Source organism: Vallitalea maricola, from assembly GCF_036985595.1.
GTDB classification, from domain to species: domain Bacteria; phylum Bacillota; class Clostridia; order Lachnospirales; family Vallitaleaceae; genus Vallitalea; species Vallitalea maricola.
Window position 1 is genome coordinate 134,511 of the sequence record NZ_BTPU01000009.1, and the last position, 25,739, is coordinate 160,249.

The 25,739-nt window shown below is 31.0% G+C and carries 25 protein-coding genes and 1 tRNA gene; 8 read left to right on the top strand and 18 right to left on the bottom strand.

What is annotated here, in order from left to right:
- Window positions 1-99: 99 nt before the first annotated feature.
- Both AACQ14_RS03650 and AACQ14_RS03655 read left to right on the top strand, forming a co-directional pair.
- Window positions 100-1,893, top strand: a complete 1,794-nt coding sequence (locus AACQ14_RS03650) for an NADH-quinone oxidoreductase subunit NuoF (protein WP_339362244.1) — start codon at window positions 100-102, stop codon at window positions 1,891-1,893.
- 20 nt (window positions 1,894-1,913) lie between these two features.
- The gene (locus tag AACQ14_RS03655) at window positions 1,914-3,731 is read left to right on the top strand and encodes an NADH-dependent [FeFe] hydrogenase, group A6 (protein ID WP_339362207.1); all 1,818 of its coding nucleotides are present in this window, start codon (window positions 1,914-1,916) and stop codon (window positions 3,729-3,731) included.
- 86 nt (window positions 3,732-3,817) lie between these two features.
- Here AACQ14_RS03655 and AACQ14_RS03660 read toward each other — a convergent pair whose 3' ends face one another.
- The 4 genes from AACQ14_RS03660 to AACQ14_RS03675 form a co-directional block, all read right to left on the bottom strand.
- Window positions 3,818-4,693 (bottom strand): hypothetical protein, encoded by an 876-nt coding sequence (locus AACQ14_RS03660; RefSeq protein WP_339362208.1) that lies wholly within the window; start codon window positions 4,691-4,693, stop codon window positions 3,818-3,820.
- Window positions 4,690-5,811 (bottom strand): FAD-dependent oxidoreductase, encoded by a 1,122-nt coding sequence (locus AACQ14_RS03665; RefSeq protein WP_339362209.1) that lies wholly within the window; start codon window positions 5,809-5,811, stop codon window positions 4,690-4,692. Before AACQ14_RS03665 ends, AACQ14_RS03660 begins: the two co-directional genes overlap by 4 nt.
- Window positions 5,812-5,878: 67 nt before the next feature.
- Window positions 5,879-6,649 carry an NAD-dependent epimerase/dehydratase family protein gene (locus AACQ14_RS03670; RefSeq protein ID WP_339362210.1) on the bottom strand — a complete coding sequence of 257 codons (771 nt, stop codon included), beginning with the start codon at window positions 6,647-6,649 and terminating at the stop codon, window positions 5,879-5,881.
- A gap of 15 nt (window positions 6,650-6,664) precedes the next feature.
- Entirely contained in the window at window positions 6,665-7,714 is a 1,050-nt protein-coding gene (locus tag AACQ14_RS03675) for a glycosyltransferase family protein (protein WP_339362211.1), read from the bottom strand.
- Window positions 7,715-8,281: 567 nt separating this feature from the next.
- On the opposite strand from AACQ14_RS03675, the gene AACQ14_RS03680 reads away from it, so the two are divergent.
- From AACQ14_RS03680 to AACQ14_RS03690, 3 genes are all read left to right on the top strand, one after another.
- Window positions 8,282-9,601, top strand: a complete 1,320-nt coding sequence (locus AACQ14_RS03680) for an ABC transporter substrate-binding protein (protein ID WP_339362212.1) — start codon at window positions 8,282-8,284, stop codon at window positions 9,599-9,601.
- A 115-nt stretch (window positions 9,602-9,716) separates the two neighbouring features.
- Window positions 9,717-10,616 (top strand): carbohydrate ABC transporter permease, encoded by a 900-nt coding sequence (locus AACQ14_RS03685; RefSeq protein ID WP_339362213.1) that lies wholly within the window; start codon window positions 9,717-9,719, stop codon window positions 10,614-10,616.
- Window positions 10,613-11,419 carry a carbohydrate ABC transporter permease gene (locus AACQ14_RS03690; protein WP_339362214.1) on the top strand — a complete coding sequence of 269 codons (807 nt, stop codon included), beginning with the start codon at window positions 10,613-10,615 and terminating at the stop codon, window positions 11,417-11,419. The genes AACQ14_RS03685 and AACQ14_RS03690 overlap by 4 nt, the downstream gene beginning before the upstream one ends.
- Before the next feature lie 66 nt (window positions 11,420-11,485).
- Here AACQ14_RS03690 and AACQ14_RS03695 read toward each other — a convergent pair whose 3' ends face one another.
- The 8 genes from AACQ14_RS03695 to AACQ14_RS03730 all read right to left on the bottom strand — a co-directional run bounded on the left by AACQ14_RS03695 (window position 11,486) and on the right by AACQ14_RS03730 (window position 17,972).
- Entirely contained in the window at window positions 11,486-12,964 is a 1,479-nt protein-coding gene (locus tag AACQ14_RS03695) for a response regulator transcription factor (RefSeq protein WP_339362215.1), read from the bottom strand.
- Window positions 12,961-14,613, bottom strand: a complete 1,653-nt coding sequence (locus AACQ14_RS03700; RefSeq protein WP_339362216.1) for a sensor histidine kinase — start codon at window positions 14,611-14,613, stop codon at window positions 12,961-12,963. The genes AACQ14_RS03695 and AACQ14_RS03700 overlap by 4 nt, the downstream gene beginning before the upstream one ends.
- Window positions 14,614-15,054: 441 nt before the next feature.
- Window positions 15,055-15,249, bottom strand: coding sequence for a hypothetical protein (locus AACQ14_RS03705; RefSeq protein ID WP_339362217.1), 195 nt, complete (start codon window positions 15,247-15,249; stop codon window positions 15,055-15,057).
- A gap of 267 nt (window positions 15,250-15,516) precedes the next feature.
- A complete protein-coding gene (locus AACQ14_RS03710) occupies window positions 15,517-16,023 on the bottom strand; it encodes a DUF2726 domain-containing protein (RefSeq protein ID WP_339362218.1) in 507 nt (168 codons plus the stop codon).
- 194 nt (window positions 16,024-16,217) lie between these two features.
- Window positions 16,218-16,355 (bottom strand): hypothetical protein, encoded by a 138-nt coding sequence (locus AACQ14_RS03715; RefSeq protein ID WP_339362219.1) that lies wholly within the window; start codon window positions 16,353-16,355, stop codon window positions 16,218-16,220.
- Between the two features lie 289 nt (window positions 16,356-16,644).
- Complete coding sequence (locus AACQ14_RS03720) at window positions 16,645-17,073, bottom strand: hypothetical protein (RefSeq protein ID WP_339362220.1); 429 nt, start codon at window positions 17,071-17,073, stop codon at window positions 16,645-16,647.
- 381 nt (window positions 17,074-17,454) lie between these two features.
- Window positions 17,455-17,637, bottom strand: a complete 183-nt coding sequence (locus AACQ14_RS03725) for a hypothetical protein (RefSeq protein WP_339362221.1) — start codon at window positions 17,635-17,637, stop codon at window positions 17,455-17,457.
- Between the two features lie 155 nt (window positions 17,638-17,792).
- Window positions 17,793-17,972: a hypothetical protein gene (locus AACQ14_RS03730; protein WP_339362222.1), complete on the bottom strand. Its 180-nt coding sequence runs from the start codon at window positions 17,970-17,972 to the stop codon at window positions 17,793-17,795.
- Between the two features lie 342 nt (window positions 17,973-18,314).
- Between AACQ14_RS03730 and AACQ14_RS24715 the strand changes: the two genes are divergently transcribed.
- Window positions 18,315-18,434, top strand: a complete 120-nt coding sequence (locus AACQ14_RS24715) for a hypothetical protein (protein WP_353514008.1) — start codon at window positions 18,315-18,317, stop codon at window positions 18,432-18,434.
- 83 nt (window positions 18,435-18,517) lie between these two features.
- On the opposite strand, the gene AACQ14_RS03740 is transcribed toward AACQ14_RS24715, so the two are convergent.
- From AACQ14_RS03740 to frlB, 6 genes are all read right to left on the bottom strand, one after another.
- Window positions 18,518-18,591, bottom strand: a tRNA-Arg gene (locus AACQ14_RS03740).
- A 319-nt stretch (window positions 18,592-18,910) separates the two neighbouring features.
- Complete coding sequence (locus AACQ14_RS03745) at window positions 18,911-19,648, bottom strand: GntR family transcriptional regulator (protein ID WP_339362224.1); 738 nt, start codon at window positions 19,646-19,648, stop codon at window positions 18,911-18,913.
- Window positions 19,649-19,685: 37 nt separating this feature from the next.
- Window positions 19,686-20,468, bottom strand: coding sequence for a fructoselysine 6-kinase (frlD, locus tag AACQ14_RS03750; protein WP_339362225.1), 783 nt, complete (start codon window positions 20,466-20,468; stop codon window positions 19,686-19,688).
- Window positions 20,469-20,486: 18 nt separating this feature from the next.
- Complete coding sequence (locus AACQ14_RS03755) at window positions 20,487-21,209, bottom strand: GntR family transcriptional regulator (RefSeq protein WP_339362226.1); 723 nt, start codon at window positions 21,207-21,209, stop codon at window positions 20,487-20,489.
- A 240-nt stretch (window positions 21,210-21,449) separates the two neighbouring features.
- Window positions 21,450-22,811 (bottom strand): amino acid permease, encoded by a 1,362-nt coding sequence (locus tag AACQ14_RS03760; protein ID WP_339362227.1) that lies wholly within the window; start codon window positions 22,809-22,811, stop codon window positions 21,450-21,452.
- Between the two features lie 663 nt (window positions 22,812-23,474).
- A complete protein-coding gene (gene frlB / locus AACQ14_RS03765; protein WP_339362228.1) occupies window positions 23,475-24,500 on the bottom strand; it encodes a fructoselysine 6-phosphate deglycase in 1,026 nt (341 codons plus the stop codon).
- A 443-nt stretch (window positions 24,501-24,943) separates the two neighbouring features.
- On the opposite strand from frlB, the gene AACQ14_RS03770 reads away from it, so the two are divergent.
- Window positions 24,944-25,111, top strand: coding sequence for an SGNH/GDSL hydrolase family protein (locus AACQ14_RS03770; RefSeq protein WP_339362229.1), 168 nt, complete (start codon window positions 24,944-24,946; stop codon window positions 25,109-25,111).
- Window positions 25,092-25,568: an SGNH/GDSL hydrolase family protein gene (locus tag AACQ14_RS03775; protein WP_339362230.1), complete on the top strand. Its 477-nt coding sequence runs from the start codon at window positions 25,092-25,094 to the stop codon at window positions 25,566-25,568. The genes AACQ14_RS03770 and AACQ14_RS03775 overlap by 20 nt, the downstream gene beginning before the upstream one ends.
- Window positions 25,569-25,739 lie beyond the last annotated feature (171 nt).

The window sequence follows — 25,739 nt, forward strand, 5'->3', positions numbered from 1 at the left end:
TTCAAACCTATTGGTTCAATTTCAGAACTTGAAGAACTTCAAAAAGAACAATATGAAAAACTTTCTATTAGACTAAAAGATACCTCAGTTGAAAAAGAAATTAATAAACATCATATATTAGTATGCTCTGGTACTGGTTGTACATCCTCAGACAGTCAGGTGATATTAAAAAAATTGGAAAGAGAAGTTAAGAAACGTCACTTAGGAGATAAAGTAAAAGTATTTAAAACAGGATGTTTCGGTTTCTGTAAACTTGGTCCAATCATAGTAGTACACCCTGACCGTACTTTCTATTGCCGTGTAAGACCAGAAGACGTAGATAATATTTTAGAAGAACATATAGAAAATAATAAGGTAGTTGAAAGGCTATTATATAAGAATCCTTCTACAGATAAAGTACAAGAAAGAATTGATGACCTGGATTTCTTCAATCATCAACAGAGAATAGCTCTGCGTAACTGCGGTATCATCGACCCCGAAAACATCTATGAATATATTGCAATGAATGGTTATAAAGCCATAGGGGACATTCTGAATAATAAATCTGACCCTGATAAAATTATTGAAACTGTTAAGAAATCTGGGCTTAGAGGCAGAGGCGGCGGCGGCTTCCCAACAGGTAAAAAGTGGGAATTTTCTCGTGCCTACAAAAATGATAAAAAGTATGTTGTTTGCAATGCTGACGAAGGTGACCCTGGTGCATTCATGGATCGTTCAATCCTTGAAGGTGACCCCCATAGTATTATAGAAGCTATGTTAGTAGCTGGTTACTGCATCGGAGCTAACCAAGGTTTTATTTATGTCAGAGCTGAATATCCCATTGCTGTAGAACGACTATCAATAGCCCTTGAACAAGCAAAAGAAGTTGGTCTATTAGGTGATAATATATTAGGCACCAGCTTTCAATTTGACCTTGATATTAGATTAGGTGCAGGAGCTTTTGTATGTGGTGAAGAAACTGCTCTTATATCTTCTATTATGGGATTTAGAGGCGAACCTAGACCAAGACCTCCATTTCCAGCAGAAGTCGGATTGTGGGAATATCCCACCCTTAACAATAACGTAGAAACTTATGCCAATATACCAATAATCCTGTTAAAAGGCGCTGATTGGTACAGCAGTATTGGAACAGAAGATAGTAAAGGAACTAAGGTATTTGCACTTGCAGGTCAGATCAATAATACAGGTCTTATTGAAGTACCCATGGGAACCACATTAAGAACTATTGTTTATGATATTGGTGGTGGTATCCCTGGTGGCAAGAAATTCAAAGCAGTACAGACAGGAGGTCCATCTGGAGGATGTATCCCCAAATCCCATCTTGATACTAAAATAGATTTTAAATCTTTAACGGATATAGGCTCAATGATGGGTTCTGGTGGAATGATTGTTATGGATGAATCAGATTGTATGGTAGATATAGCTAGATTCTATCTGGAATTTGCTACTGATGAATCCTGTGGAAAATGTGTACCCTGTAGAATAGGAACTAAAAGACTTCTTGAGATATTAGAACGGATAACAGAAGGTAAAGGGAGTATGGAAGATATTGATATATTAAAAGACTTAAGCGTCAATATACAGAATAGCTCCTTGTGCGGACTTGGACAAACTGCCCCTAACCCAATACTGAGTTCACTCAAATATTTTGAACACGAATATATTGCTCATATAAAAGAAAAAAGCTGTCCTTCAGGCGTTTGTAATTCCCTTCTTAGAGTAGTGATTTCTGATGACAAATGTATTGCTTGTGGAATATGTGCAAAAGTCTGTCCTGTAGATGCCATAACAGGTGAACGTAAGAAGCCTCCTTACCATATACATCAAGATATTTGTATCAAATGTGGAGCTTGTATACCAAAATGTCCTGTTGATGCCATTTATAAACGATAACCCAGAAAGGAGCTAAAAAAGTGGAAAATATACGAGAAAAAGATGAACAAGAATTGAAAGAAAAACTTGTTACTATATATTTTGATGGAAACCCTTATAAAGTCCCAATGGGAATGTCTGTCCTAGAAGCTGCAAGACTAGTCAATATTGAAATTCCTAGTTTGTGCTATTTAAAAGATATAAATGAAATAGGAGCCTGTCGTGTATGCGTTGTAGAAATAGAAGGTATCAGGGCACTACAGCCTTCTTGTGTATATCCTGTAAGAGATGGCCTAAAGGTTAAAACCAATACAAAAAAAGTTAGAGATGCAAGAAAGACTGCCATAACTTTGCTATTATCCAATCACCATAGAGAATGTTTGACATGTATAAGAAACCTAAATTGTGAATTACAGAATGTTGCAGACAGCTTAGGTATCAGAAACATCCCTTATACTGGTGAGATGCCTGATTACGGTTTCCATAACGATAACGTTTTTATTCAAAGAGATTATAATAAATGCATTAATTGTAGAAGATGTATGGCTATATGTAATAAAATACAAGAATGTAATGTTTACTCTCCATTAAATCGTGGGCTTAATACTGTTATTGCACCTAGTTTCAAAAAAGATCTCAGTGAAGTTACTTGCATCACCTGTGGTCAATGTATTATTGCTTGTCCTACAGGTTCTCTAACAGCCAGAGAAGATATTGACGATGTATGGAAAGTTCTAAATGACCCAACTAAACATGTTATAGCTCAAACAGCTCCTTCTATTCAAGTTACAATAGGAGAAGATTTCAATATGCCTGTAGGTACTATGGTTAGAGGAAAACTGGTCACAGCACTCAGAAGATTAGGTTTTGATAAAGTCTTTGCTACTGATGTTACAGCAGACCTTACTATCATGGAAGAAGCAAGTGAATTAAAGGAAAGAGTCACCGAACATCCTGAAAAACTACCTCTCCTATCCTCTTGTTGTCCTGCTTGGGTTAAATTTGCAGAACATTTCTATCCTGATATGCTTCATAACCTGTCAACCTGTAAATCTCCTCATGAAATGTGTGGAGCCCTTACCAAGACTTGGTATGCTAAAAAATATAACATTGACCCTGATAGCATAGTCAATGTAGCTATAATGCCTTGCACTGCCAAAAAATTTGAAGCTGCACGCCCAGAGATGACATCAGATGGATACAGAAATGTTGATTATGTATTGACAACTAGAGAATTATCCAGAATGATAAGATCAGTAGGGATACATTTTGGCAGCCTACCTGATAGCGGATATGATGAACCTTTTAACCAATTCAGTAGTGCAGGTACTATTTTCGGTGCTACCGGCGGAGTATTAGAAGCCGCAGTAAGAACTGCTCATTATTTCATTACAGGAGAAGAAATAGGTGTTCCTGAATATGAAGAAGCAAGAGGTCAAAAAGGGTTAAAATATGGTAAAGTAACCTTTGGAGATACTACTCTTAGAATTGCAATAGCACATGGTACAGGCAACGCTAAAAAAGCATTGACAAGACATCTGAGCGGTGAAAAACCTTTTGATTATATGGAAGTAATGGCTTGTCCCGGAGGCTGCGTCGGCGGCGGCGGTCAACCTATCTTAGGTGGTAAAGACCATAAGAAGATATCTCTGGATTACAGACATAATCGTGCCGACACTCTTTATAACATTGATAAAGACAGTAAGATCAGAAAATCCTATGAAAACCCTGTTATGAAGCAAATATATGATGAATTCTTGGGTGAACCTCTATCTAATACTTCAAAAAAATATCTTCATACAACATATATCAAAAGAGGTAAATACCCTTATCTTGATAAAGAAGTTAAAGTTGAATAGATTTACAATGAAGAGCTAAAAAGTTTGTCCTTTGTACTAAATATAATACTGGACAAACTTTTTATTGAGTTAAGATAATCCTTCCTCTATTTTAACCTTCTTACTTCCTGTACAATATAATATTTAGCTCCTTTTACCTCTCTATACAACAATAATAAATGATTAATCAAAATACCAATGAGTGCAAGTAATATAGAAAAGCTCAGTAAAAACAACGGCACAAAAGATTCTTTTTGCATATCTCCAAATATTATTACCCCAAGAAAAATTAATAAATATATGCACCCCAAAACAAATGATGCCTTACATCCTAGATTCTTGAATCTAACTAAATAAGATAATTCCTTATTGAAATTACTATCAACCTGCTTGCTTGTTTCACAGTAGATATTAGTATATTTCAACCCACATTGCTGAAACATTAAGTTTCTCGTATTATCTCTCTCATATTGAATATCTACCGCATTCAAACTTCTTCTAGTAACCAGTCTTACAAGATTCTTGCCTAGAACAATATTCCCCTTACCTTTTCTATTTAATATTTTCATTATCACTCTATTAATTAATCCAATATTCTTTGGTCTTAAAAAAGCGATATCACATTTTTGTTTAGTCAGCTCAATATACATATTTTCTATACTTTCATAAGTTGATGGATTACTCCCTCTATCAATCTCATATATATAATCTCCAATACTGATGTCAACTCCAGCCATTATGGCACTCTCAGTATTATGACTATAACTCAAGCTCACCAATATGACATTACCCTTAATACGTTCATTTAACTCACTTAGATTACTGTACATATTGTCATCAAAATCAGCTTTTAATACAACTATAATTTCATAATTCATAACAAATCTATCTAGACATTCATCTACATAATATATCTGCTTAATCAATTCATTCATACATTTATCTTCATAAATTACAACAGAAAAATATCCTTGTGCTTTCATCCAATCACCTTCTCCAAATCATACACTGTATTAATTTTACCTGATAGAACCGTAATCAATCTTGGTTCTTTCCCCCATACTTTTATTACAGTAGGTCTGGAATCATCCATCTCTGAAACATCCAATAATGGTTTTATAGCAAATAATGATTTTATATAAGTAATGTTCATATCCATAGCAAGATATTTATTAGCCAACTGTTTCATGCTATAAAAAAAAGTCTTTGGTCTCTCATCACATAAATTACAATTCTCTAGATTGTATAACGTACATTTTTTGTTTCTTTCCTGACAGGGAAAGTTGGGCAATATTTCATTGCATGTTTTATGATGTGTGAAAGTCACAGATGTAAGAGAATGATGATTACCATTGCCAAAAGGCATTATAGAGAAAAATGGTCCATCCATCAATGTTAACCCTAGTTCACTATAATTCTCTTTTATCTTGCATATGATGATTTCACTTATCTCGTATCTGATTTTAAAAAGTGGTGCTTGAAATTGTCTAAGTATCTGATTTACACCTGCATAAGTAGTATTAATGACCGTAGATGCCATAAACATATTTCCATCTTCTGTCTTAATAACATATTTGTTACCTTTAATTAATACCTCTCTTATTCTTATGTCATAACGAATCTCCCACTTCTTGTTCTCTTTCAATTTTTCCATGAACCATTTATTGATTATTCCTGCATCTAAAGCATATTCTTCTGTTAAAAAAGCTTGTTCAACCAAGTTTTTCTTAAAATATTGGTTAGTATAAACTTCTGTACATGGTATATCTGCCTTTTTGCAAAAACTTTTGAATTGCTTAGCCGACGTTAACGAATAATTTTCCGCAATTCCATATATGCTCTTATATCTATTGTTGATTGCAAATTCAAAGTCCATATAAAACCTTTTAAAATAATCAGCTGATTTTATAGCTGTAGCATAACTTCTTGGATAATGATATCCTCTATGTACTCTAGCTTGATTAATATAGGATGCTCTTTGAAAACTATTACAATCATGTTCTAATATGACTACTTTATTTCCTTTATCAACTAAATCTTTGCTGGCATATAACCCATACATACCAGCACCTAATATAATGTAATCAGCCTCAATAATCATACTAATCACCTCAATATCTCTCTTGAATATCTCTCTTAATCATTTTTATCAATTCATTTCTTGATAATTATTTTACTTTTACACTAATACTACTAAAATTAATGATATCTCTAAGTACTTTCTGTCTTGAATACATATAATAATTGTCTTTACTAAATAGATAGGAGTATTTTGATTTTACATCATAGATATCTGGTAATCTTTTGGTCACATTAGTAAAATCTCTATTAAAACACTCACTGGCAATTTCCCATGCTTTTATAGGCTCTGAATTAAAATTAATAAGTGGGATATGATTATCCATGACAATCTTAATATCATCCCATAAATAATCTAGATTATAATATTGATACACACTATCTCTATGAGTCCATTCCAAACAATGATTATTCATTAAATCATATATATAATTTTTTTTCAGGTTCTTTCCAAACAAGGCAGGCAGACGTATAATGGAATGCTGACTAAACCTAGCCTTTATTATCTGTTCTACCTCATATCTGTTTTTACCATAGTCATGCAAATCATGGGTAGAAATAATTGTGTCCTCATCTACCCCATTAGGATTTTTATACACATCCACAGTGGAAATGAGAACAAAATATCCACAGGACACTGTTTCCAGATTGTCTAGAAGTCTGTAGATAGCTAGTTTATCCTCTTGTGGATACTTATTAGCATACCACTTAGTTCCATACATACCCGCACATACAAGCAAATCGAATTTTTTACCTCTTATGCTATCTATATTCTTACTATTATATTTTTCATGAAAAAATGCCTGCCTATCTAAATTACTACCCACCAAACCTGTATGACCTATTAATCCTTTTAACATTCTAACCTTCCTCCATTATCCACCTTTTGTATTAGCTAAGTCCAATCCTTCACTTCTAAGAAATTCATTGATACAATCTAATAGATTCTTTAACTTCTTATATTCCAAAAAACTAGGACAGTCTTTTGTAACCATTTCAATATATGTTTTATACCAATAGAGAAAATCCTTCTTTTTCCCTAAACGGTAAATCTTCTTTTTATCCTTAAAATTCCATGGTTTGAATCCTGCATAATGAAGTCCATACAATATATCAATTGATGGATATCCTCCGAATCCGTTGAAAATAAGGTCAATATTTTTCCATCTACCTGCCCAATGTATAGTTGCATATTGCATTTCAGGCCAATTGAAAACATCTCCTATGAGCTTTTTTATCTCTGGTCTTTTTACATCTTCCATTATCTCATGATAATCATCCATAGAAGGCGTTAATACCCATAAGGAACTATTTATTCCCATGTTACTCGGGTCATCTATGACACGATGGCAAATATCCACAGGTACATTTTCTCCATGAGAACATATGGAATCATAGGTTCTATGCCATATCCATTTTTTTGTTGTTTCAACATTTGGTGGAATTATATACTTTCCGTCACTGCTATACTCCATAGTATAGCCTTTCCTCTCATTCACAGTTCCTGCTGGTGTATCCAATGCAAAGAGCTGATTATAATTCTTTCTGGGCAATACATCAGCATCTAGAACAACCACCTTTTCATAATCAAACCCCAAGTCTCCATCTTTACCTAATCGTAATGCTTGGAATCTTGTGAATAAAAAAGGTCTATCTTGACGTTTCTGACGTCTTCTATGATGTATGAATACTTCTTCTACATCAACAACATAATCATATATCTCTCCTATGATATCTTTTGCCTCTTGTGATATATTCTCTGTAACTAGGCATACCAAATCAGCACCATAATTACCTTTTCGCAATTGATTACCCTGCATCAATATACCAGGCAGAAAATGGTCATTCATCATTAGAAATGTGACAAAAGCATATTTTCTACTACCATCTTGCCTTGTCATTTTCATTACTTGTTCATTTTTCAATTGACTCACCTCTGTATCTAGAATATAAATTAAACATTAAGGGAAAGTTTGGATAGAAGGTAAAAATCCATTAGATAAATGGTATAAAAGTACACGAAAAAAGGCTGTAAATGAACACTTCCATTTATAGCCTTTATAGTATATTAATCAAAATATATTATTAAAAAAGGGTATAAAAAAACATGCCTCAAGCATGCCTAATTCTATTATACTATTTAGTGCTAACTTGTGTTCTTAACTAAAATTTAGTAAAGAGTACCATTAATAAAACCATTGTACTGGTCTTCTCTCTTCACCTTCTATTCAATTCATCTTATTTAGTTAAGAATTTAGACATTGCACTTGCTCCTTTTCATTTAATCATCTTTAATTATAGTATATTAAAAAAATATTGTCAATTATTACTATTATATTTAAAATACTGTTATAAATAAATGTATATAAATTTCATCTATGGATATTATAATCGAAGAAATATATACCTTAAGTGTAATTCTAAGTCATACAATTATCTCCATTCACCAGCTATAATAAAATCATGAAATGAAAAATAAGGAGGATGTTTATATGAAAAAGATAGGTACATTATTATTGCTAGTAACAGTTCTAACTATGTTATTTGCTGGATGTAAGAATAATGATGCAAAAAAAGAAAGTGCAAGTGTTCCTGAAAAATCAACACCTGAAGTTACCGAACCAAATGCAAAAAATAACGAAGATCCTATTCAATTAACTGTATGGACTAATGTTGTTGGTAAACATGCAGAAGTTCTTGAAAATATGGCAAAAGAATTTGAAACACTTAATCCTAATATTCAAATTGATTTTAGTGCTCCTGGTGGAGAATACGAAAACATGTTAAAAGTAAAAATGGCTGCCAAAGATATGCCAGATATATTCTCAACTCATGGATGGGCAAAATTAAGATATGGTGAATTCTTAGCTGACTTAAGTGACAGAGAATGGGCTGATAAAGTTACAGAGTCCTTCAAACCAATTGTCAGCGATGAAGAAGGCAAACTTTATGTATTACCTTTTGATCAAGATCAATCAGGTCCAATCTATAATACAGCTATTTTTGAGGAATATGGTATAGAAATACCCGCTACTCTTGATGAATTTATGGCTGCATGTGAAACTATAAAAACTAAGAGTAATGAAGAAATCACTCCAATAGTATGTGCCGCTGAAGGATGGGAAGAAGCTCAATTCTTTGATTTCTTTGCAACACCACTATTGATTAGTCCAGAGAAAAATGAAGCAGAGGCTTTATTAGACAGAACTTTTGATTGGAACAAATGGGACGTTCTACCAGAAAAATGGCTTGAAATGTTTGAAAAAGGTTATATCAACAAAGATATCTTTACAGTAAAATTCAGTGACAATATAGCAAAATTTGCTGAAGGTAAAGCTGCTATTGGATTCTATGGTCCATATTTCATCGAAGAAGCTCGTGCTCTTAATCCTGAAATAAAAGCAGATATGATGCCTATTCCTGCTATATATGATGGTGATGAACCAACTTTTGCTGGTGGAGAAAAAACAACTTTCGGTGTTTGGAAAGATTCTCCTAACAAAGAGGCTGCTATGGCATTTATTGATTTCTGTGCCCAAAAAGAAAATGTTGCAAAAGTATGCGCTTATACAAAATTACCTCCTGCTATTGAAGGTGTAGAAATCAATGCTGGAGAGTTAACAAAAACTTATGAGAAATACGCTAACCTAAGAACTTTCCCATATTTTGATAGAGTGTATCTTCCAAATGGAATGTGGGATGTTATGTGTAAGAATTCTCAATCCCTACTAGGCAAAGTTATCACTCCTAGAGAATTCTCAGAAAATATGGAATCTGAGTTTAACCGTCTACATCAATTACAAGATAATTAATTATAAATACATAATCTAAAGAAAGGGCTGTCTCATAATGTTAGCCAGTGAACAAAATATTATGAAACAGCCCTTTGTGTAACTTATTAATTATTGAATCTAGAAAGGAATAGATATGAAAACGATACAAACCAAACTTAAAAAGCAGTTACACTCACCTAAAATAGTCAATATCATGTATGTTCCTGCTCTTATCTTTTTTGTTCTGCTAATATTTTATCCATTTTTTCAAGGAATTATTATATCTTTCAAAGAATGGAATGGTTATTCTCCCAAGTTTATATGGGTAGGATTACAGAAGTATCAGAAATTATTTCACGATAAAGATTTTTATTTTACTGTAAAAAATACTCTTATCTATGGAGTAGGCAGTACATTAATACAGAATATTCTAGGTCTTGGTTGTGCAGTTCTATTGGATCAAAAGATGCGATGTGAGAAATTAGTAAGAACCGTTGTATACTTACCAGTTGTTATAAGCGCATTGATTATGGGATATGTATGGTATTTCTTCTTTAAATTTGAAGGTGGAGCAATTAATGATATTATGATGCTGTTGGGCTTAGATCCTCTTGACTGGCTAGCTGTAGGAAAACGTTCTGTATGGATTGTTACTCTTGTAAACTCATTTCAATATATGGGTATTTCAATGGTTATATATCTAGCTGGTCTTCAAGGTATTCCTAAAACCTATTACGAGGCAGCTAGTATAGATGGTGCTACAAGTTGGACAAAGTTTAAGAACGTTACCATTCCATTGTTAATGCCAGCAATAACAACCAGTGTCGTTATAAACATTATTGGTGGTTTGAAACTATTTGATGTAATTATGGCTATGACAAAAGGTGGACCTGGCTATACCTCAGCTTCTATATCAACAATGATGTACCAAATATATTTTGTAAGAATGGATGCGGGATATGCTTCTGCAATGGGAATAGTCATGTTCTTATTAATTAGCATAATCAGTATTATTAACTTGAAATTTTTAAGAAATAAGGAGGTAGAAATGTGAAAAGACTCAGTAGATGTATTATGTATATTGTAGGCATCCTGTATTTGATACCTTTTTATATCTTAATCAATTTAGCTTTTAGACCTGCCTCCAACAGCTCATCTTATTGGATACCTTCTTTTAACCTTTATTTAGATAATTTTAAGAATGCATGGTTAGAGGCAAACATGATATCAGCATTCAAGAATAATATATTCATAACTCTTGTAGTAGTTGTAAGCGTTATTGTTCTTGGTGCATTTGCATCATACCCATTGGCAAGGTATAAAACAAAATTCAATAATTTCATTTATACTTTGTGTGTATCATGTATGATTGTACCTCCATTAACTATTTTGGTTCCATTGTATAAATTGATTGTCAATACTACAGGAACCAGTACATACTTAAGTGTTATATTGCCTCATATAGCTTATCAACTGCCAATAACAATCTTTTTATTTACTGGTTTCATAGGCTCCATATCCAAGGAACTTGATGAAGCTGCTTTGATTGATGGATGTGGACGCTTTCGAATATTTTTCAGGATTATATTCCCATTGTTGAAACCAGTAACAGCAACAGTTACAATCTTAGTTGGTGTAGCTATATGGAATGATTATACATTTTCAATATTTTTCTTACAGAAACCCAAAATGTATACTATAACAGTAGCCTTAAGTCAATTTTTCTCTCAGTTCTCTAATCAAATTAACTGGGTAGCTGCTGGATGTATAATAGGCACAATACCATTAGTTGTTCTCTATTTGTTTCTCCAAAAATACTTTGTTAAAGGATTATCTGCTGGAGCTGTCAAAGGATAATATAACGGAATTCTATCTAATATATTGTTATAGAATATACAGGATAGAATTCCATTTGCCTTATAATTAATTGGAATTCTTATGCTTCAATTCAGATGGGTATATATTATAATAGTTTTTGAAAAGCTTGCTGAAATATCTTGCACTGTTGAAACCAACTTGATTGGCTACTTGGCTTACTGTAACATTGTTGTTTGTTAATAATTCTTTTGCAATTAACATTCTAGTCTTGGTGAGATATTTCATGAAAGTAATACCTTCTTTTTTCTTGAATAATGTACTTAAATAATTCGGTGTCAGATCTAATTTATCTGCAATCTGGTAGATACCTATATCTTTCATATAGTTTTTTTGAACATAGAGTTTAATTTGATTTATAGTATCCATTTGGCTATCATCAGGTGACTTGGTTTTAACAAGGTATTCATGAGCTATCTGTTTCAATTTCTCAATAGTCGTATTTCCTTCATCATAAGATTCAAGTAAAGAATTTAAGTACTTTTTCAGGTTATCCATTAATAATTGTTCATGAGTATTAATCAATTTGTCAAGAGTATCAACATGACTCATGAAAGCTAAATAATTGTTACTATAAAATGCATCAAATAACCCCGAGCAATTATCAACTAATTGCAACTGACTATCTTCTGCTCGTTCCCACATATCCTTCAAATCATTAAGGGTAAAGATGTGCTCACTAGGTTTCAATATCCTTAACTGACACATGTTATATATGCAATGCAGGTATTTGAAATTATTATCCAGTGAGTCCACAGCTTCTGAATGAATCAGCGTCAATTCCATACCTTTACAACGATATTTTAAGAGCATAACTTTTAAAGACTTATAGAAATTATTTACTATTTCCTCAGCCTCTTCATGATTCCCTAAGAATCCCCATGCCAATACTAAGGTTAAATCAACTCCTTGTCTGTTTAAAAAAACTATTCTAATATTAGGAGTAATGATATTCTTAATCTTTTCTCTTAGTTCTCCATATAATTTCTGCATTACATTATTTCTGAGAGCTATATCAAAAGAATTGGTATTAATACAAAATGTCATATATTTTATATGCTCAGTATAGTTAATTTCAAGCTTTTCTAGATATTGTAATTCCTGATATATACTATTCATGTCTGATTCAAACTGTTGATTCAGCAATAAAGCATATTTTTGATTCTCCTGGAGCAGTTCTGAGATAACTTCACCTAGTTCGTTGATGCTTATGGGTTTCAATAAGTAATTGGATACCCCCAGCTGTATAGCTTCTTTTGCATATGAGAATTCTGAATAACCAGTAACTATAACCCATTTCGTGTAAGGTGCTATACTTTTAGCTTTTTCTATAGCTTCAAGTCCATTCATTTTTGGCATTCTGATATCTATAAAAGCAATATCATAAGTTGCTGTTTGAATTTGACATAGCAAAGCTTCCCCATTGTCTACTTCATCAATCCAATCTTTTGATATACCTAATTCTCCTAACATACTAACTAATGTAGATCTGACTAAATATTCATCATCAGCTATTAAAATTCTCATAGATCAACACTCCCTGTCTTTGAGTTATTTTCAAGATTAAGAGGTATCTTTATAGTTATTTTAGTACCTTCTCCTTCTCTGCTGTCAATTGTGATTTCACTAGATGAATTAATAAGCATTAATCTGTTTTTTGTATTGGCTATACCAACGTTGGATGATACTTTAGTTATGTCAAAACCGACTCCATTATCTTCAACTAATATGTATATATATTCTTTATCATCTATTTTTTCTCTGAATGCTTTTACTTGTAATTGACCAGATTCATGTATAGGTTCCAACCCATGAATTATAGCATTTTCCACCAAAGGTTGTAATAGTAATTTTGGAACTTCAACATCTTCTAATTCTGAGTCTAGTTGAAAATCATAGTTAATACGTTCACCAAAACGCAATTTTTGTAACGCGCAATATCGCTTTAGAAGCTTGAATTCTTCTTCTAGACTAGATGTATCTTGTTGATTAAGAATATATCTCATCATTCCTGTTAAATTAATTATTGTCTCTTCTACTTTTTTTCGTTCACCTAATCTATTAAGCCCTATCAATCCATTAAGGGTATTAAATAAAAAGTGAGGCTGTATCTGAGATTGCAAAGCATAATATTCAGCTTTTTGTTTTTCAATGATTGCCTTATACTCTCTGCTTACCAAATCATCAATCTCATACATCATATTATTAAGATTATGACACAAATAAGCAATTTCATCTTTTCCTGATTCGTCGAACAATAGAGAACGGTTGCCTTTTTGAATCTTCTCAATTGTCATAAGCATATTGTTGAAAGGTTTGGTAATATGATTCCACATAAGATAATAGATTAAAATAGTAATTAAAAGCTCTAGGATTATAAATAAACCACCTACTATATACATACCTTTAACTTTATCATTTAGCTCAGATTGAGATATTAAAATATTAATATGCCATGTTAATTTGCTTAATGGTCTTTTAATAAGCCTATAATCATCTTTTTCTGAGGATATCTTCTTACCTGTATAATTAATGATTTGCTCTTCTAATGACTCTGATATTGGTTTTGTTGCATATATAAGATTATTGTTTCCGTCATACACTGTGATAATTGATGAAACCCCTAGATTAATATTATTAAAAGTTTTTGCAATAATATTGGTATCCATATCAGCCATAAGGACTCCCAAGGTCTTCATTGTTATTGGGTCTTTTATAAGACGAGCCACTGAAAACACTTGACCGGCTACAGGTGTTTGTAGATAATCTTGTTTATGAGCATTAATATATGTTACATTACTGTTGTTTATAATAGCTTGTTGATACCACTGTGCTTCTTTGAAATTATATCCATTAATAACAGAAGTTTGTCCGTACTTTTTAGTTGTTATAAATGATTGCAGGTTTTCTGTTACAAAAAGAGCACTTAATACATCAACACGAGTTGATTGAAGATAGTTAGCCAATGTGTATTGTATAGATTGAGTTAATAGAAATTTATTATATATATCCAATTCATCGTAGTAACTGTTATTTATTACTAACAGAGAATCCATAAATGATTGATTGAAATAAGGCATGATAGTTATTCTTTCAAGTTCATCAAAGTAACTATTTAGATTATGTTCAATAGCTGTTAAAGTACTGTCCGTCAATACATCAATCTCTTTATTCATTGTCTTTGTAAAATACGTGGGTAACGTTACCATTACCAAGATTGATAATAAAAATATGGATATAAGAAATACTGTAATCAATTTGAATCGAAAAGAGTAGCGATAGTGTATCAAAGTTCTTCACTTCCTTTAGATATATAATGTATTATACAGTAATTTGTTACAGTCTCAAAAGGACTGTCTCTATTTATTTTGTCAAGAAACAGTCCCTTATTTATTTTATTTATATAGATTACTTACTTCATTATACTACATTAATATATTTTAATACATGTTATATTTCTATAATTTCTGTACTTCTTTCTACACTATTCTATTAATAAGAGATTTTTGCAAAAAAAATAGATCAGAAAACTTCTATCAGCCTAGAAATTTCAAATCTATTTTTTTAACGTATTTCATAAGTATTAAATTGAATTAATAATATTAATTTCAGTTTAATTACATGTTGTCACCATTCATGTCAACATTTTCATTGTTTTGGATTTCATTATTATTTTCTTGGTTTGGTTTATTAGGGTCTGTGTTATAAGTCTTACATCCTACGAAAGAAAATAAACTTAATCCTAGAACCAATGCTATAGCTCTTATTGTATTCTTCTTCAATATACTCACCTCATCATTGTTTTGTTTCATAGTCTTAAAGTTCAGCGTTGGTGGTTCTTAAAATTTGCCCTTTTAAATATAGTAATTATTTTACTCCTCATTAATTAGACTCCTGAACACCTTATTTAGTTTCAAATATTCGTAAATTTTTTATGAATTCTTTATTAGTATTAACAATATATGAAATTAAATACATTTACGCCCATTAGTAATTTTTTCTTATGCTGGAATTTTATAAGTATATAACGAAAAAAAATTATCCTGGTTTTAAATTAATATAGGATAATTTTTTCATCTCTATGAAACATTTTTCAAAGCATTTTGTAATTCAAGTTTAACATCTTCTTTATCATATTTGTATTTACATGGAATATGTACTACTTCATAACCTATACTGTTTAAAACTTCATCAATGAATTTATCTCTTTCCATTCTATCTTTTCTATAATGAGATCTATCATCTAATTCTAAACATACCAAGGGCTTTAGAGTTGCATTGTCACATAGTACAAAATCAATATGTTTACAACTGATTTTGTTAAAATAGGTCAAATAATTATCTTTGTTCTTGACTTTAACTATATCCGCTACTCTTACTTTGGTAAATAGAGTGATATCCAAATCATTGCAAACGTCATATAAAGTATCATAAAATTTTAATTCTGCTTTTGTCAATATACTATCAACATCTTTGTAGGCTGTTGCATAATTATATTTATTCTTATTGGATAATTTAGTTTCAATTATTTTAAATAGTATTCCTATGAAAATTATTGCTATTAGTGTTATTATTATTGTTTCCATTTTTGCCTTTCCTTGTTTTACATATATAAGTCTTCATTGTTAGTTAGCTGGTTAGCTGGTACGTCAATAAAATAATTTGTTGATTATTGATTTTTTAGATTCTACATTCACTGCAAATACATCCACATACACCAATTAATTCTATTGTTAATATATCTCTTATCATTAAATAATAATAAAATTTTTTATTTTTATTAGAAGTATATGTATGCACCGATTATTATAGTTACTAATAGTGAAGCAGTAATTATTTGATAACCTGATTTTAACTTATCCCATTTTTTAAGGGGGACTGATATAATATCTGATAAGATATCTATAATAACTTCCATTTTTAAACACCTTCTTATATTAATATCTCAAATTACTCATATTAATATTATCAAATAATCTAATAGTAAGCAATTTAATTTCTTTTTACCTTTTTGAGTACAAGCTAACTGTTCCATGCCTAGTGCCCTACCTTCCTAATATATATTATGCCATTCTTACTGAATTAATTTACATATGCATACCCTAAACTAACCTTTAATGTTGTTACTAACAAAGCCCACCAAGTATGGCAGGCTTATCGTATGTACTAATCAGTGCTTTAGGTTAACATATTAAAATTCTAATTTTTTACACAATTTTAAAGTATAATCTATAATCTCCATCATAACTTCCTTTACAATGATCCACGCATACATAAATGTAATCATCTTCTTCTAATTCATGTTTGTAGTTAAAGTAATGAGCAACTTCCTTTTCATCGTATATTACTTCTTTATCCGAATTAAAAATTTTTATACGAATTTCAGGGTCGCCATCATATCTGAACTTAATTTTCATTATTCCAGTTTCATCTGCGTATAGCTTAAAGTAATCTCTATCACCTTTTTTATAAAAATCTCCTTCTACAACTGCATTTTCAGCCCTAGCATAAAACCTATCTGCTCTTGACATTGAATTATTATTTTCGCTCTCCTTGTAATCATCTTGAGCCAGTGTTGGTAACCCTAAACTCAAAATACCCAATATTACCATTAAGCTTAATATTCTTTTCTTCATAAAATTCCTCCTCATCTTTTGATTAGTACGTCATCTATACTACCATAACAAGTTTAAATATTTTGTCATTTTATGTTTGTTTTATGTTTTTTAATTATATCTTAATATTTTAATTTAAAAAATGTTTTTTTATATTCACTGCTAAGTTGACATTTAGTAATGTGTATATTTCTATATATTTTCATTTATACTTAATTTTTGATTTTTGAATATTACAAATAGTAATATTTAGGTTGTATATCTTATTACTTTTTTCATGTTTTTTATTTTTTAAATATAAATATAATGAATTTGTAGAAATTCTTTTGCAAGCGGTCCAATTATTATTTTTCTGTAATTTCATGAAAATCACCTTTTACATCAATAAAAGGAATTACAAATTTATATTTGTTTTTGCCCACTTGGTAAAGGTCGGTTCTCAAAACCGAGCTTTCCTAATTCTGCAAAATCACTTTCGTAATCTCTCATTTTCCTTTGTATAATAGGATGGTTATAATCAGTCCCATTTGCAACAATCAAACTATATGTAAATATCTCATTTCTTTTAATTTTAACTAATTCCATCTATATCAATCCTTCCAGTTATTTTTTGTATTAAAATAGGCGTAGCTAAAAGCTACACCCAATGTCTAATGGTCGGTAATTATCCGACAAATTAGAGAAGGACTAAAAGGCTTACACTCCTTTAATAATCCAATAAAAAAACACCCTTATAGGTGTTACTGTGGTTTATCTAATGCTGTAGATTTGCCAAAATAAAAGGCTATAACCATTAAGACAACTTCAAATGCCTTATCTAAAGTTATAGCCCCCATCATAGATAGGATAAAAAATAAAATAGCCACAATTAGAGCTATTATCTTTCTAACCTCTAATAATGCTGTTAATTTTTCTTTCATATGTATCTCTCCCATTCTTATGTATTTTTTTACATCCTAACTAAACAAGTCCATTGTCTTACAATATGTCTAACAAGTTCCAAAAAGAGAAATTCCATTAACAAAAAATATGATTACGTTTTTCAAGAAGGAAATTAAACGTTCTAAAGAAAACCAGTTATACATGGGAGAAAAATATAACAAGAAATACATTAACCATTTTAGCATATTTGATAATGGAGATATTATGAATGACTCGTATGTAACCAAGAGGTTTAAATAAGACATTGAAAAGCTAGATTTACCACTGATACGATTTCATGATTTAAGCATAGTTGTGCATCTTGGCTTATCAGTAATGATATGTCGTTAAAAACTGTCCAAGAAATCTTAGGCCATGCTGAATATAGTACAACAGCTAACATATACGCACATGTCACTATAGAAAAGAAAAAACAAGCACTTGAAATGCTAGAGTTTTAATTTTTTTATTTGCTCCGTGCATAATCTGTGCACATTTCGTATAATCAATACTCTGTTAGCCTTTCAAACCCTTGTATAATCAGTATTCCCGGCGGGATTCGAACCCACGGCCTACCGCTTAGGAGGCGGTCGCTCTATCCTACTGAGCTACGGAAACATATTAAATTTAGTATATAAGTATATGCTACAATATAAATTAACCAATTGTTCAATAAAAAATTCATAAAAACAATCTGCAACATATATTTTATCATGTTTTAATGTTAAGTCAAGAACTATTCTCTCTATTCTTAAATAAAAATATTATTGATTTATAATAATGCCATAAGAGAACATATAAATACGATGATTTATGTAGGATACTTCTTCAATCACGCCTACCTCATAAACTAAGATGGTAGGCGTATCATTCTACAGATTATATTTTTCAGAAAGGACTATGATATCCCAATATCATTAAATAAGATTGAGTATTTTTATTCATTATAAAAGTGAACATTAAAATTACATTTATCGCCCCTTGTATATGTATTTGTAAATTCAATTACTCTATCTTTGTCATCATAACTGGTACATTTAAAAAGCATAACTGCCAAATTAGGTTTAATTCCTAACATTCGTGCATCTTTTGCCTCTAACTTAGTTAAATCCAATGTTTGAAATGCCTTGGTCATATTAATTCCATAAAACTCATATACCTCGTAAATTGAAAATACTGATAAATCAATATCCTCAAATTCAGGCATTATATACTTAGGAATATGAATTTCTTCCAACGAAAATGGCTCGGAATCTGCATAGCATATACGTTTTATATAATAAATCTCATCCTCAGGCTTAATCCCAAAAATCATTGAATATTTATCTCCTGCTTTTCTTATGGCTTTAGTGAGTACTTTAGTAGAAGGTACTGTACGTTTTTCTCGCATAGTTTGTGTAAAGCCACCTAATGTTTCAAGGTCTCTTTCCACTTTTGTTCCTACGACATAAACTCCTTTTCCGTGAACTCTCTTTAATAGTCCTTCATTTACCAATACTCCAATTGCATTACGGACAGTCAATCGGTTTATACCATACATTTTAGCTAATTCATTTTCTGATGGAATACTCGTTCCGGGTAGATATTCACCTTCATCAATTTTATCACGAATAACTTTTCTCAATTGTAGATATATAGGAGATTGATAATTAATCTCATCTAATTTCCCACTCAAAATCAAACACCTCCAAAATATCTGTCTTTAATTTTATTTACCATGCACCTGTATATTTCAACGTTTCCGAAGAATTTGCTGCACCCATGTGCATACACTCTCGAATTCCTTTTTTCTCAAGTATTCCTTTCATAAATCCAGCTATAAAGGAATCCCCTGCCCCCATTGTATCAACCACATCAACAGGAACAATTCCATACTTAGTAAACTTGTGTCCATCATAAACTAAGCTTCCATATTCCCCTAATGTTACTATAATAAGCTTAGGACCCTTTGCATACATATTTTTCATAAATTCTCTAATAAAATCATCATCTTGTTCATATGCAAAAAATGCATAATCTACAGAAGAAATAGCTTTTTCTATAATAGGATCATTAAGCTTTGTTGCAAAATCAAATGAAATTGGGGTTCCTTTCTCTTTGATTTTCCACAAGTCATTTTCAATCATTCCCCATAGGCCTGTATGAACCAAATCATGCTGGCATAAGAAATCAATATCCTCTTCAGTTAGTTTGAATTTTGAAAGAACACCCTCAAAATAATCACCAAATACTCTTTCTCCATCAATTAACTCAACTTTTGTAATTGCAGTATTACCCTGAAGTGTTTGTATATGAGAAACATCTACACCTTTGTCTGCTAAGGCATTAATCATTAGTTTTCCATACTCATCATCACCTATACAACCTGTATATGATGCCTTTTCACCTAATCTTACTAAATAAACAGCTACATTTACAGGATTACCTCCTGGAAATGCTTGATTTAAGTTTTCATATACATCTATACAGTTATCACCCACAGTTGCAATTTTCATATTATCAACCAACCTCTCTTATTTTTTTAAAGTGCTGGAGAATTTTACCTTATCTGCTCTTACTAGAGATTTAAAATATTCTAACGGTATATTATTTTCATCCCAAGTAACACCATTTAAAAAGAAAACCGCTGTATCTTCTTCAATATTCAAAAGCTCAGCTTCAAAAGAATTTACATAGGTAATTCCTATTTTTTCTTCTCCGCCTATGATATTTACTTTATATTCACTTTTCAAAATATTATAAAGAGATTCTTTTACAATATCGTAATGGTCTAAGTTTTGAAATCTGTTATAATCCAAATAAGATGTTTCCATAAATGTAGGCTCATTATTTATGCTTCGTAATCTTACTAATTCATACACTTTACTTCCAAGGGAAATGTGAAGTTTTTTAGATATTTGTTTATTGCATTCCATTACTTTTAATGAAATAACTTTTGAGGATAATTTATTTCCTCTAACATTTATTAGTTCCGTTAAAGATTTCAAATCCTGTAGATTACGTTCTATTTTAGGATCAGCTACAAATGTACCCGAACCTTTTTTATTATACAGCTTTCCGTCAATAATAAGACGTTTAATTGCTGATCTTAGAGTTGTTCTGTTAAATCCCCACATTTCACACATATCCCTTTCAGAAGGAATTTTAGTATGTGGTTGCAGATTATTCTTAATTATAAAACATTCTATCTTTTCTGTCGCCTCATCTCGTGGAGTACTACGATATTCTTCTATCACATTACTTCCTCCTTTGGTAACGTTTAACTACCTTTATACCAATGGAGTCAGTATAACACATTCGAAAATGGTGGTCAATATTCCTGATTTTACATAAATTAGATTATATATAATACTTATATCTATCCATATAAAATCAATTGAACATTAGCACACCATTCTCTAGAACCTTATGTAATAAAAACTTTCCAATAATATTTTATAAAAAAACCTCTTATCTTTATTTTTTATAATTCCCTATTAATTGTTTTGTACCTTCTTATTCTCCCAGTAATGATAAACAGGTAGTCCTGTTCCTACAACAATAATTGCAGCTATAATACCTTTAATAGGAGCCCAAAGGAATGTTGAAGCAATAAGTATACAGCTTGATAACATAGCAAAAATTGTTATCATTTTCCAAGCAGGCATTTTCCATAATGGATTATATTCAGGTTTACGTCTATGCCAAAATACAGTACCAAAAGTTAAGAAGTTCTTTAAGAGTGCAACAAGTGTAAAATATCCAAGTAAATCTGTAATATTTGATGCAAAAATTAGCAAAATACCAACTGCACATTGTATTAGAATAGAGAATGCAGGTGTTTCCCATTTTGGATGTACTTCACCAAATTTTTTAAAGAACAATCCATCTTTAGCCATAGCATATTCTATACGAGGTTGGAACATAATACAGCTTGAAAGAGAACCCATTATAACAATGATAGCTATTAATGCTGTTAATTTTCCAGCAGCTGATCCAATTAGAGGTATTGTTCCAAATGCATCAGCAACAGGAGCGCTAGATGTTGTTAATACATCTATTGGAAGTAAACCTGTTATACACAAAGTTAAAAAACTATATAATAGAATGATGATTAAAACTGTAATAATTAACGCTCTAGGCATTGTTTTTTTAGGATTTTTAATTTCTCCAGTCATATAACAAACAGCACCCATACCATCATAGGACCATGTAGTTGCTGCAATACCACCTAATAAAGCTAAAAAACCTACAGGTGCACCTGCAACGGGAGGAGTTGAAATTAAATTACCTTGTAAATGGAATACACCAATACCAATTAAAATAATAAACGGCATAATCTTTATTGCTGTAATAAATGTCTGAAATTTACCCCCGCCTTCTACAGAACGAAGATGAACCATCATAAATACAAGTACAAAAGCTGTAGCAACTAATTTAACAGTAATACCATCAATGCTAGGAATTAAAAAAGATATATAATTTGCAATTGCGAGAGCCATAATTGAAATTGATGGTGGATCTGTTGCCCAAAAACTAATCCAACCTGTAAGAAAAGCTAGTGATCTACTGCCTGCTTCTTTGAAATATACATATGGACCACCATCTTCAGGATATGCAGTAGCAAGTTCTGCATAAACTAAATTCTGAGGTATCATTATAATACCTCCTATTACAAAAGCAATAATAGTAAATAAGGCAGAACCAGATGCACCAGCCACTTCACCAACAGAAGAGAATATACCAGAACCAACTGTAGTACCTACACCCAATGCTATTGCAGTACTTAAACCTAATTTTCGTTTTAAATCTCCTTGACCGATAGGGTTTATTACTTCCTGTTTTTTGCTTGATCCCATATTAGAATCTCCTTTCGATGTTTTTACGACATTAGGGAAAATATTATGGAGAATTTAGAATGTTATACGTTATATCCCCTTAGCACTTTTTTTATGTCGTAAATACTATTAATAGCCACTATTATATACAACCCTCACTCTTATTTATACCACTTTATATGAATAATAGCATATTACATAAATGATGTCAACAAAAATCTGTTTCTTTAGACATATTATATAAACAATATTATATTTAATTATCAATAATTCTATTAAAATTTAAAATAATGGATATTTTATACAAGTTTTTTTATACCAATTTAGCAAAATATGGGATATAGGTAATTATTTTTGGTTTTAACCTATATCCCATATTTTTTGACTATTGTTCAGCTATAATAGATCTAAGATTATTGATTGCTCTTCTGGCATATAGACGTGGTTCATTCATATAATCATTACTTCCATCACTATCAGCAATATGCATATGGTACATTTTTTCACCAAGTTTATTGAAATCATGATTGACTAATGCTGTACATATGGAGGAATGATATCACACATACCAACTAAATTACCGGAGGCACAACGTTAGATTCATAAGGAATTAGTGGTTCCAACACCAACTTATAATCTAATTGGTCTGCATATCCAGTAAATACACATAAAAACTCTATCTACTTAATATGGCATTAAACCTCCATAATAACGTCTATCATCAGGATTATGATCTTTACTGATTGATAAATAATAGTAGAAATATTCTAATGGTACGAATAGTACAAATGGTGCAAGCATTGGATGAAGACCATTTGAAATTTCAGCATAATCAAATATAATATAATCATCTGTTAGTTTCTTAACAAAATTAATTGTTCTTTCTGTTGTATGTCTTGATTCATCAGTACCAAGCATAAATACATAAGGAACACCTTTTTCAACAACCTCAAGAGGTCCGTGTCTAAACTCTGCCGAATTTAACTGGCAGCCATGAGTCCATGTAAATTCAAGCATTGTTATAATACCTTCTTTATAAGAAAGCGGACGTAATGGGCCAGCCGCAACAGTATAGATAAACGGCCATTTAGAAGCTTTTTCACCTAATTCACGAGATTTATCTTCTGATGTTTTAACTAACCTAGCTAGAACATTAGGTAATTTTTTCAAGTCTGCAAGAATTTGTTTTACATTTTCATTGTTATCAATTCGGTTAATATAGTCTAATGCAATATAAAAAGTAATTAAAAGATGTATTTCCCAAATACACTCAGCAGCATAAGCAATTACATGCTCAGCAGCATCTGATACAGGATTTCCTACTGCATCTCTTGTAACACCTACTGTAATAGCTCCTGCTTCGCTAGCTTTTATTAGAGAATCTGCTACTTCATTTGTTTTTCCATAATGGGAAACACCTACAACTATACATTTTTCATCTAATTTCTTAGGTGTATGATCTAAAAAATCCCAGCCACTATATGCTTCGCATGGAACATCTGAGTACTTCTCAAATACCATTTTTGCAGTTTGGCAAGCACATAAAGGCGAACCACAGGCAACATAATATACTCTTTCAATTTTTCTTTCTATCATTTGATCAACAATTTTTTTAAGCTTTGGAAAATCCCTTTCCATAACTGTTTTTACTTCTGTAACCATATTATCAGTTACAAGAAAATCAACTGTATTCTTATCAATGTCTAACATAACAAATCACGCCTTTCATATAGATAAATTCTTCTTATTTTTTAACACCTTTTGAAAATATGTAGTTCACCCTGTATATTTTGAACTCATTATCTACTGATGTACCATAGTCAAAAATTACTTTCATTTTCCCCTCCCTTTAACAAAAAATAATTTATGGTTTGTATAGATATGTACAAATGTTTTTTGAACCACTTTATTCAATTTCAGTATAGCACCTATGCCTTTAATAGTCAATATGTCACTTTAAAATATCTTAAAATAACCTTTTTTATAAGTTTTTACTAGGGAATTACTGTTTTTTCTACTAATTTGCATACCTCATTATTGGTTTAACATACCAATATTGACAATGGTTTCTGCTTTTTATATACTTATATTACTTAGAAATCTAGATTTTATTTAATTTAACTATAAAAATATATAAAAAGGAGATTTAAATTATGAAAACTATTGTTTGCTTCGGAGACTCTAATACATATGGTTATAATCCTAGCCAGAACGGTAACCGCTATCCTCGTAATATTAGATGGACAGGTTTAATTTCTGAAAAACTTGGATCTGATTTTTACATCATAGAAGAAGGTTTAAATGGACACCACAGGTTTTGATGATAATATAGAACCCTATCGCAATGCTTGTGATTATATTATTCCTTGCATTATGTCTCACATGCCCATTGATTTACTCATAATAATGTTAGGTACTAATGATACAAAAGAACGTTACCATCTATCTCCCAATGAAATAGTTTATTCTTTAGAGGAACTTGTAAAGAAAACTCTTAACTATTTTTATTGGTGCGACAAAAAAGTTGAAATATTATTGATTTCCCCTGTACCATTAAAAGATGAACTTGTAGATGATGAATTCTCTTTATTATCTATAAAAAAATCCAAAGCTCTTCCAAAACTTTATGAAACTCTTGCTTCCAAATATGGTATTCACTATTTAAATGCTTCATTATTTGTAAATTCTCTAGGTTGTGATAATATTCATTTATCTGAAGAAAATCATACTCAATTGTCCAATGCACTAGTAACTAAAATTCAGAATATTCTGTGTTAGCAGTACCTTCCTCTACTATCAATAACTTAAAGATTAGTCTACATTAAAATTGAAACTATATAATATTAATCATTATTTTAGTAAGATAATATTTTATTGTTGATAGTCTCCCTAAATTGTGGTATATTAAATTTATTAATTGGTATATAATTATTGCAAACTTGTATATCT